This window comes from Pseudomonas sp. B10(2017) (assembly GCF_002113295.1).
GTDB lineage: Bacteria > Pseudomonadota > Gammaproteobacteria > Pseudomonadales > Pseudomonadaceae > Aquipseudomonas > Aquipseudomonas pudica.
In genome coordinates, this window is sequence record NZ_NEJU01000028.1 from 49,252 (window position 1) to 59,136 (window position 9,885).

9 protein-coding genes and 1 pseudogene are annotated in these 9,885 nt (G+C 65.8%); 9 read left to right on the forward strand and 1 reads right to left on the reverse strand.

Translation table 11 applies throughout. The annotated features are described in order from the left end of the window. Positions 1–133: 133 nt before the first annotated feature. From CAF92_RS27910 to CAF92_RS24525, 8 genes and pseudogenes are all read left to right on the forward strand, one after another. Positions 134–1,099 (forward strand): annotated as a pseudogene (locus tag CAF92_RS27910) (HAMP domain-containing protein); the annotation flags it as partial. Between the two features lie 102 nt (positions 1,100–1,201). Further along, positions 1,202–1,957 (forward strand): methyl-accepting chemotaxis protein, encoded by a 756-nt coding sequence (locus CAF92_RS27915; protein ID WP_370464244.1) that lies wholly within the window; start codon positions 1,202–1,204, stop codon positions 1,955–1,957. A 105-nt stretch (positions 1,958–2,062) separates the two neighbouring features. After that, positions 2,063–3,079 carry an ABC transporter substrate-binding protein gene (locus tag CAF92_RS24500; RefSeq protein WP_085602186.1) on the forward strand — a complete coding sequence of 339 codons (1,017 nt, stop codon included), beginning with the start codon at positions 2,063–2,065 and terminating at the stop codon, positions 3,077–3,079. Next, positions 3,076–3,924 (forward strand): proline/glycine betaine ABC transporter permease, encoded by an 849-nt coding sequence (locus CAF92_RS24505; protein ID WP_085602187.1) that lies wholly within the window; start codon positions 3,076–3,078, stop codon positions 3,922–3,924. The genes CAF92_RS24500 and CAF92_RS24505 overlap by 4 nt, the downstream gene beginning before the upstream one ends. A 158-nt stretch (positions 3,925–4,082) precedes the next feature. Next, entirely contained in the window at positions 4,083–4,946 is an 864-nt protein-coding gene (locus CAF92_RS24510; RefSeq protein WP_046615403.1) for a LysR family transcriptional regulator, read from the forward strand. A gap of 236 nt (positions 4,947–5,182) precedes the next feature. Continuing rightward, positions 5,183–6,100 carry an AEC family transporter gene (locus CAF92_RS24515; protein ID WP_085602188.1) on the forward strand — a complete coding sequence of 306 codons (918 nt, stop codon included), beginning with the start codon at positions 5,183–5,185 and terminating at the stop codon, positions 6,098–6,100. A gap of 35 nt (positions 6,101–6,135) precedes the next feature. Further along, positions 6,136–6,747 (forward strand): cell wall hydrolase, encoded by a 612-nt coding sequence (locus tag CAF92_RS24520; protein ID WP_046615405.1) that lies wholly within the window; start codon positions 6,136–6,138, stop codon positions 6,745–6,747. Positions 6,748–6,967: 220 nt separating this feature from the next. Next, positions 6,968–7,819, forward strand: a complete 852-nt coding sequence (locus tag CAF92_RS24525; RefSeq protein ID WP_025338862.1) for a CAP domain-containing protein — start codon at positions 6,968–6,970, stop codon at positions 7,817–7,819. A gap of 146 nt (positions 7,820–7,965) precedes the next feature. On the opposite strand, the gene CAF92_RS24530 is transcribed toward CAF92_RS24525, so the two are convergent. Next, entirely contained in the window at positions 7,966–8,937 is a 972-nt protein-coding gene (locus CAF92_RS24530; RefSeq protein WP_085602189.1) for a GlxA family transcriptional regulator, read from the reverse strand. 104 nt (positions 8,938–9,041) lie between these two features. Between CAF92_RS24530 and CAF92_RS24535 the strand changes: the two genes are divergently transcribed. Beyond that, positions 9,042–9,653 carry a LysE family translocator gene (locus CAF92_RS24535; RefSeq protein ID WP_085602190.1) on the forward strand — a complete coding sequence of 204 codons (612 nt, stop codon included), beginning with the start codon at positions 9,042–9,044 and terminating at the stop codon, positions 9,651–9,653. Positions 9,654–9,885: the final 232 nt, after the last annotated feature.

Here is a 9,885-nt window from a genome sequence, read left to right on the forward strand (position 1 = left end):
GGTGCAGGCGCTGAACATCCGCCGCCAGTTCATGGACGCCTACCAGTACGGCGCCGGTTTCGCCCGCCAGGTGCTGTTCCTGCGCGAGCAGGCGGAAAAGCGCTTTCTCGATGCCTTCGACCTGCGCGAGGACATGACCCGCCAGGTGCGCGCCGCCCTGCAGGCCAACCCCGAACTGCTCGGCCTGTCGCTGGTATTCGAGCCCAACGCCCTGGACAACAAGGACAGCCTGTTTGTCGGCAAGGCCGAACTGGGCAGCAACGAAACCGGGCGCTTCGCCCTGTACTGGTCGCAGCCGCGTGTCGGCCAGCTGACGGCCATGGCCCTGCCCGAACATGACATGGCCAACACCGAGATCGGCCCCAGCGGCCAGCCTGCCAATACCTGGTGGGTGTGCCCGCGCACATCCGGCAAGGTGTGCGTGGTGGAGCCCTACTTCTACGACATCGATGGCCAGCAGGTGCTGATGACCAGCATCGTCTTCCCGCTGGCAGTCGACGGCAAGGTGATCGCCACCCTGTCCATCGACATCAACCTCAACAGCCTGCAGGCCCTGAGCCAGGAGGCCAGCCGCAGCCTGTACGAAGGCCGCACCACGGTCGGCATTCTCAGCCCGGTCGGCCTGCTGGCCGGCTACAGCGCCGATGCCAGCAAGCTGGCCCAGCGCTTCGACCAGGTCGATACCGCCAAAGGTGCCGAACTGGTGCGCAAGCTGGCCGACGGCAAGATGACCATCGTGCACGACCAGCAGCGCCTGAAAGTGCTGGCCGCGTTCCGGCCGATCCCGGATGCCCAGCCCTGGGGCGTGCTGCTGGATGTGCCGGAAAACGCCCTGACCGGGCCGGCCGAAGCGCTGAAACAGGAACTGGACGCGCTGAACACCAGCGGCACCCTGCTGGAACTTGGCCTGGGCCTGGCGGCGGCGGTTGCCGGCCTGCTGATGGTGTGGCTGATGGCCCGTGGCGTTACCCGGCCGATCCTCGGCGTGGCAAGCATGCTCAAGGACATCGCCAGCGGCGAAGGTGACCTGACCCGCCGCCTGACCTATCAGAAGCAGGACGAACTGGGCGAACTGGCCGGCTGGTTCAACCGTTTCCTCGACAAGCTGCAGCCGACCATCGCCGAGGTCAAACGCTCGGTGCAGGCAGCCCGTGGCACCGCCGACCAGTCTTCGGCAATTGCCACCCAGACCAGCGCTGGCATGGAGCAGCAGTACCGCCAGGTCGACCAGGTGGCCACTGCCTCGCACGAGATGAGTGCCACCGCCCAGGACGTCGCCCGCAGCGCCGCCCAGGCCGCGCAGGCCGCCCGCGACGCCGACCAGGCCACCCGCGAAGGCCTGGCGGTGATCGACCGCACCACCCACAGCATCGATGCCCTGGCCGCCGACATGAGCAACGCCATGGCCGAGGTACAGGGCCTGGCGCAGAACAGCGAGAAGATCGGTTCGGTGCTGGAGGTGATCCGCTCGATCGCCGAACAGACCAACCTGCTGGCGCTGAACGCCGCCATCGAGGCAGCCCGCGCCGGTGAAGCCGGCCGTGGCTTTGCCGTGGTCGCGGACGAGGTGCGCAACCTGGCCCAGCGGACCCAGGAATCGGTGGAAGAAACCCGCCAGGTTATCGAGGCCTTGCAGAACGGCACCCGCGAAGTGGTCGGGGCCATGGACAACAGCCACCGCCAGGCCCAGGGCGGCGTGCAGCAGGTTGGCCAGGCCGTCACCGCGCTGCAGCGCATCGGCCAGGCAGTGACGGTGATCACCGACATGAACCTGCAGATCGCTTCGGCCGCCGAGGAACAGAGCGCGGTGGCGGAGGAAATCAACAGCAACGTGGCAACCATCCGGGATGTCACCGAGTCGCTGTCGGGGCAGGCCAACGAGTCGGCGCGGGTCAGCCAGTCGCTGAACAGCCTGGCCAACCAGCAACAGGCGCTGATGGACCAATTCCGCGTCTGAGCCGTCTGCAGGCCGCTGCCAATCGCGTGCAGCGGCCTTCCTGCCGGGCCTGGAGCCGGTCGTCTACACTTGCGGCAACTCAGTAGCTCCACTCCAAGAGGCCCCATGAAAAAGATCCCGACGTTGCTGGCCGGCCTGCTGCTCGCCGTAGGCCTGGCCAGCACCGACAGCGCCGCCTCGGCAGAACGCAGCGAGCCCATCCGCTTTGGTGCCATAGGCTGGGAAAGCGGCGCCCTCACCACCGAGATCCTGCGGTTGATCGTGGAGCGTGGCTACGGCTACACCACCGATACCGTGCCCGGCAGCACCGTCAGCATGGAAGTGGCCCTGGCGCGCAACGACCTGCAAGTAATCGCCGAGGAGTGGGCCGGGCGCAGCCCCGCCTGGGTCAAGGCAGAACAGGCCGGCCAAGTGTTCGCGTTGGGCGACACGGTCAAGAACGCCGAGGAAGGCTGGTGGGTGCCAGCCTACGTGATCGAGGGCGATGCCGCACGCAAGCTGAAACCCGTGGCGCCGGAACTGCGCAGCGTCGAGGACCTCCAGCGTTATTCGCAGGTGTTCCGCGACCCCGAGTCACCCGGCAAAGGGCGTTTTCTGAATAGCCCCAGCGGCTGGACATCCGAAACCGTCAACAGCCAGAAACTCAAGGCCTACGGGCTTAATGATCTCTATACCAACTTCCGCAGCGGCTCCGGGGCTGCAATGGATGCCGAAATCGGCTCGGCCATCCGCCGTGGCCAACCGGTGCTGTTCTACTACTGGAACCCGACCCCTTTGATGGGGCGATACAAACTCATACGCCTGCAAGAGCCACCGTTCGATGCCCAGGCCTGGGCCACCCTCACCGATGCCGGCAACCCCGACCCCAAGGGCAGCAGTTCGCTGCCGGCCAAATTGTCGATCGGCGTATCCAAGGCCTTTCGCGAGGGTTACCCGGAGCTGGTGAGCGCGTTCGAGCGGGTCGACCTGCCCATCGACCGACTGAACCAGGCACTGGCCAACATGAGCGAAAAGCGCACGCCGCCCCGTGACGCTGCCCTCACCTTCCTGCGCGACAACCGCAAGGTGTGGAAAGCCTGGTTGCCTGCGGACATTGCCGCCAAGGTCGAGGCCAGCCTGTGAGCGGCGGCTTCCCCCAAGCCCTGCAATTTTCCTTTGCCGGCAGCATCAACCGGCTGGTCGACTGGCTGGTGCTGCATTACGGCGATCACCTGCGCAGCGTCTCGGACCAGTTGCTGCAACTGCTGGTCGGCCTGGAAACCCTGCTGCGCCTGCTGCCATGGTGGCTGCTGCTGTTGCTGGTCGGCCTGCTGGCCTGGCATGCCAGCCGCAGCGTGCTGCGCAGCGCGGTACTGGTGGCGTTGCTGGCCCTGATCGGCATGCTCGGGTTGTGGGACAAACTGCTGCAGACCATGGCGTTGGTGTTGGTCAGTACCGGCCTCTGCGTGCTGGTGGGCGTGCCGCTGGGCATCCTGCTGGCTGCCCGGCCGCTGGCGAAGCGGTTGCTGTTGCCGGTACTGGATGTGATGCAGACCTTGCCGGCCTTCGTTTACCTGATCCCGGTGCTGATGCTGTTCGGCCTGGGCAAGGTGCCCGCCGTGTTCGCCACGCTGATCTATGCCCTGCCACCGCTGGTACGGCTGACCGAACTGGGCCTGAGCCAGATCGACCCTTCGCTGCTGCAAGCCGCCCATGGCCTGGGGGCCAGCCGCTGGCAGCGGTTGCGGCGCATCGCCCTGCCGCTGGCGCTGCCGAGCATCATGGCCGGGCTCAACCAGTCGGTGATGATGGCCCTGTCGATGGTGGTGGTGGCTTCGATGATCGGGGCCCGCGGGCTGGGCGAGGATGTGCTGTCGGGGATCCAGACCCTGAATGTCGGCCAGGGCGTCGAGGCCGGGCTGGCGATCGTCGCCCTGGCCATGGTGATCGACCGGATCAGCCAGGCCTATGGGCGTGGTGCACGTTGAAACAGTGCTGCCTGCTCCGGCCCTATCGCCGGCAAGCCAGCTCCCACAGGTTGCCACAATGGCCACCGCCGGCGGAGTACCTGTGGGAGCTGGCTTGCCGGCGATAGGGCCGAGCCTGACAATGCAGCCCTGTCAGCTTGAAACCGGACCTCAACCGCATGTCCCTCAAAGCCCTGCGCACCTTGGTGACCATCGCCCGCCACGGCACCTTCGCCCGTGCCGCCGACCTGCTCAGCCTCACCCCTTCGGCGGTGAGCCTGCACATCAAGACCCTCGAAGACGAACTGCAGGTGACCTTGTTCGACCGCAGCCGCAGGCAGGTGTCGCTGACCGAAGCCGGCCAGTTGGCGGTGGCCCGCGCCGAGACCATCCTGGCTAGCTATGACGAACTGGCCGACGCCCTGGCCAGCGGCCCGAGCCTGCGCGGCCGCCTGCGCCTGGGGGCGATCCACACGGTGCTGGCGCGACGCCTGCCCAAGGCACTGGTGTGGATCAAGGCGCACCACCCACAGCTGCACATCAGCGTGGCCTCTGGCATGTCGGCAGAACTGGCACGGCGGGTGGAAGACGGCGAACTCGATGCGGCGATCACCACCGAGCCGGTCAGCCCCTACCCGCAAAGCCTGGACTTCACGCCGTTGTTCGAAGATCGCTTCTGGGCCATCGCCAGCCCCGACCTGGCCGGGCAAAGCGTGGCGCAGTTGCTGGCCAGCCAGCCGTTCCTGCGTTTCGACAAGCGTGCCTGGGCCGGACGACAAATCGAACAGGAACTGCGTCGGCAGCATTTGCAGGTGAGCGAGCAGATGGAGCTGGACAGCCAGGAAGCGCTGGCGCGCATGGCGGTGATGGGCCTGGGTGTGGCGATCATCCCCATGGCCGATGACGACCTGCAACGCTTGCCACCGGCCACATGCCTGCCGTTTGGCGACCCACAGCTGACCCGGCGGGTGGTGTTGCTGGAGCACGAGAAGAGCCAGCGGCGGCATTTGAGCGCGGTGCTGAAGACTGCGCTGGAGGCTTGAGATTGCCGGGGCCGCTGCGCGGCCCTTTCGCGACACAAGGCCGCTCCCACAGCGAACGCGTTGCATTTGGAGGCAGTGGCAAACCTGTGGGAGCGGCCTTGTGTCGCGAAAGGGGCGCACAGCGCCCCCAGAGCAAACATGCATTTTTCCTCAATGGTCAGTGCAGAAAACAACGTTTTTACAGATCGATCCGCACCAGTAGTCTGTGCCCCGTACCCGACCACGGAACGTCGATCATGCTCCACCTGCTGCTGACCACCCTGCTACCGATCATTCTGCTGATTGCCCTGGGCACTTTCCTGCGCCTGCGCGGCTTCCTCGCCGATAACTTCTGGCCCGGCGCCGAGCGCCTGAGCTATTACGTACTGCTGCCGTCGCTGTTCCTCCACGGCCTGGCCACTGCCAACCTCGATGGCGTACCGGTGCTGGGCATGGTCGGCGTGCTGATGCTCTCGACCCTGGCCGGGGCTGTGCTGCTGATGCTGTACCAGGGCGCAATGAGCCACGACGGTGCCGACTTCACCTCGGTGTTCCAGGGCGGCATCCGCTTCAACAACTACATCGGCGCCACCCTTGCAGCGGGTATCTATGGCAGCGCCGGTATCGCCCTGGCAGCGGTGGCCAACGCCGCCATCGTGCCACTGGTCAACCTGCTTTGCGTGCTGGTGTTCGCCCGCTTCAGCGCCCGCCATAGCTCGCCGGCCACGGTGCTGCGGGCCATTTTCGCCAACCCCTTGATCGTCGGTTGCGCTGGCGGCTTGCTGCTGCGCGTCAGCGGGCTGGGCTTGCCAGCGGGTATCGAACCCACGGTCAAGGCCCTGGGCCAGGCCGCACTGCCGCTGGGCCTGCTGTGCGTCGGCGCAGCCCTGGGTGGTGCCCGCCTGGGCCAGCAGGTGCGCCCGCTGATGGCGGCGTCGGCATTCAAGTTCCTGGTCATGCCGCTGACCACCTGGGGCTTGTGTCGCCTGCTTGGCCTGGGTGGCCAGGCAGCGGTGGTGGCGGTGCTGTTCCAGGCACTGCCGACTGCGTCGTCTTCCTATGTGATGGCTCGGCAAATGGGCGGTAACGCACCGCTGATGGCCACCATCATCGCCCTGCAGACCGTGTTGGCCGCCGCCACCCTGCCTTTGGTGCTGATGCTTGCGCTTGGCTAGACTGTGAACCAGCCCACAGTTCGGGAGCTTGCATCATGCGCTTTTCGTGGATGGTGATCGGCCTGGTTTCGGCCCTGCTCGCAGGCCCCTTGCACGCGGCCGCCCCGGCCAAGGCTGCCGTCGCCGAGGACAAGGCCGAGGTGCTCGAGGAAAAAGTGGTGAATGACACACCACCCCCGAAAAAGGCCGAGACCCTCACGCCGGGCGAAGCGCAGGCAGTGGACCCGGCCGGCCAGGCGCCGCTGGATGACAGCATCACCTGCCTGGCCCGCACCATCTACTGGGAAGCCAAGGGTGCCGACGCCGAAGACATGGCCGCCGTGGCCAACGTCGTGCTCAACCGCCTGGGCCACGATGGCTTCCCGGATACCATCTGTGGCGTGGTCAAGCAGGGTGTTGAAAGCAAGGCCTGCCAGTTCTCCTGGTGGTGCGACGGGCGCCCGGACCAGGTCGAAGAAGCGCAACGCTACGACATTGCCAAGGAGATTGCGCGCAAGGCGCTCAACCAGCAGTTGAAAGACCGTACCGGGGGTGCCTTGTACTTCCATGATCGCAATGTGCGCCCGGACTGGGCCAAAGCCTACCGCCGGACGGCGCAGACCAGGCATTTTCTGTTCTACAAACCGAACCAGGCGGTGGCGCGCTGATACCCAGCGGGCGCCGGCAAACGGGCTGACAACTGCGGCTTGATAGGAATGATTACCAACTGTTCGCACTTTTCCGATGATCAGTGGTCTACTCCCCCTTGTGGCGCCAGCATCGAATGCCGGCGTTTTCATTGCTTTGCACGATCCCAGGCCAAAAGCCGCGGGCTTGTGTAGGATGAGCAGCGCAAACCACGACGCTGCCAGTCATAGGGAGATCCACATGCGCGTCCTGTCATCCGTTGCCGCCTTGTCGCTGGGCCTGGTCGTTTCGGCCGGGGCACTGGCTGCCACCGGCGAAGAGGCGCAACTGATCGATTCGATCAACGTCTACCGCAGCAAGGCCCAGCCCTGCGGTGGCGAAGCGTCGTTGGAGCTGCCGCCGCTCAACAGCGATACCCGCCTGGCGCTGTCGCCAGAGGGTACGCGCGACCTGCAGCAGGCCATGACCCGCGCCGCCTACCCGATGGTCAATGTGCAGGCCATCAGCCTGTCGGGGCCGCGCGATGCGCGCGCTGCCATGCATGCCATCGAAGAAAGCTTCTGCCAGGTGGTGCTCGACCCACAGTTCGTCGATATCGGCGTCAGCCAGGAAGGCCGCGACTGGCGCATCGTGCTGGCCCGGCCGCTGCTCAGTGGCCGCCTGGGCGACTGGCAGGCCGAGGGGCAGAAGGTGCTGCAGGAGATCAACGCCGCGCGCAAGGTGCCGCGCCAATGTGGTGGCCAGCCTTTCGCCGCCGCCCCCGCGCTGAGCTGGAGCACGGTGCTGGCCGGGGTTGCTGCCAACCACACCCGGGCCATGGCCAACCAGAACTTCTTCGACCACATCGACAAGGATGGCCGCACCCCCGGTGACCGGGCAGAGCTGGCCGGCTACCTGTATCAGCAGATCGGCGAAAACATCGCCGCCGGGCGTGACACCGCGCGCAAGGTGGTCGATGGCTGGCTCGATAGCCCAGGGCACTGCGCGACGCTGATGAACCCGGACTTCCGTGAGCTGGGCGCTGCATATGCGGTGGACCCGAAGAGTGATGCGGGGATTTACTGGACAGGGTTGTTCGGGACGCCGCAGTAAGCCGGCTCTCACAGGACTCATTGAATTGGCAGGGCCCCTGCAGGAGCGGCTTTAGCCGCGAACACCGGCGCAGCCGGTGCCATGCACCGCGGTGGCGTCTTTGCGGGTAAACCCGTTACCACAGGGTACCTGGACCGCTTGTGAATTCAGTTCTCTACGTGACTGCGCAGTTCAAGGACCGTGCAACCGAACCGCCGCCGCACGCACTTGCCCAGGTAACTGGCATCGCCCAGGCCCACTTCATCGGCAATCTGCGCCAGGCTGTGGCTGGAATTGAGCAAGCGCCAGCGCGCCTGTTGCAGGCGCATCTCCAGCCACCAGGCCTTGGCGCTCATGCCGTGGCTGGCGTGAAACTGCCGGTCCAGCTGGCGCCGGCTGATGCCCAGCTCCACCGCCAACTGCTCCGTGGTCAATGGCGAACCCAGGTGATGACGCATCAACGCCTGGGCGCGCTGCACCTGCCGCCCCTGCCCGGCCCCCAGCTCCAGCGAGCGCAAGGCATGGCGGCTATCGCGGGTTTCATCCACCAGCATGTCGGCCAGGCCCTTGAGCGCCCGGGCCCGCCCGCAGGCCCGTGACAACAGCGCGACGGCCAGGTCGATGGCCGCGGTGCCGCCAGCGCAGGTGATGCGGCTACCGTCGATGCAATACAGCTGCTCACTCAGCACCTGCAAATGCGGGAAGGCTGCGCGGAATTCGGCTTCGTGGCGCCAGTGCACCACTACCTTGTGGCCCTGCAGCAACCCGCAGGCGGCCAACAGGAAAGCACCGTTGTCGACCCCCACCAGCTTGACGCCAGCCTTGCCGGCCTGCCTGAGCAAGGGCCGGTAGCGAGGCGCCAGCGCGGCAGTGGCCATGGCGTTGCGCCCGCCGAACACCACCAGGTAGTCGAAACTGGCCAGCTCGAGCTGGCCAGCGACGGCCTCGACCTGCACCACCGCGCCACTGCTCGACGGCACCGGGTCGAGGGTCAGCCCTGCCACGGTCCAGCTGCAGTAGCGCTGCTGGCTGTAGTCCTCGTCGTCGGCGCTGAAACGCAACTTGTCGAGAAAGGCGCCGAACGGCAGCAGGGCGAAATCCGGTAATGGCAAGATCAGCAAGCTGATATCGGGCAGCATGGCATTGCGTCCAGAAAAAACCATCAGATGTCCAGATCATACTATTTCTGACCAAAGCCGACGCCATAGACTGGCGCCCTCCCGATCAACAAGGCGTTCCCACCATGGCACTCGAAACCTGGCTCATCTACCTGCTGGCCAGCATCGGCCTGTCGCTGACCCCAGGCCCCAACAGCTTGCTGGCCCTGACCCATGGTGCCCTGTATGGCGCACGCAGGACGTTGTTCACCATCGTCGGCGGAGTGTTTGGCTTCAGCGCCCTGATCGCCCTTGCCATGTTCGGCCTCAGCGCGCTGCTGCAGGCCTCGGCCTCGGTGCTGAGCGTGCTCAAATGGGTGGGTGGTGCCTATTTGATCTGGCTGGGTATCCAACTGTGGCGCAGCCCGGGCCTGCACCTGGAACTGACTGCGCAAAACGCGCGGGCGGGCAATGCCGGGCTGTTCCGCCAGGGCTTGCTGTCGGCCATGGCCAACCCCAAGGTGCTGCTGTTCTACGGCGCTTTCCTGCCGCAGTTCATCGACCCGCAGCGAGGTTTGCTGCTGCAGTTCGTGGTGATGGCGGCAACCTTTGCCAGCGTCGAGTTCCTGGTCGAATACCTGTTGGCACGCCTGGCGTTTCGCATCCGGCCATGGCTGGCCAAGGGCGGCAAGGGCTTCAATCGCTGCTGCGGCAGCCTGTTTGCCTTGATTGGTGTGGCGCTGCCGCTTGGGCGGTAGCGTCTGATACAGGCGTGTGCCGTTCTTTTTGTGGGAGCGGCCTTGCGTCGCGAAAGGGGTGCGAAGCGCCCCCACGATCTACGCATCACTTCAGAATTGCCGGGGCCGCTTTGCGGCCCTTTCGCGACACAAGGCCGCTTGTATGGTGATACTCGAAGGGGTGGTGGGACGAAAAAGCCGAATCTGACTGTTCACAGCAGTACAGACCGTGGGAGAACTCGCCCCACCCCTT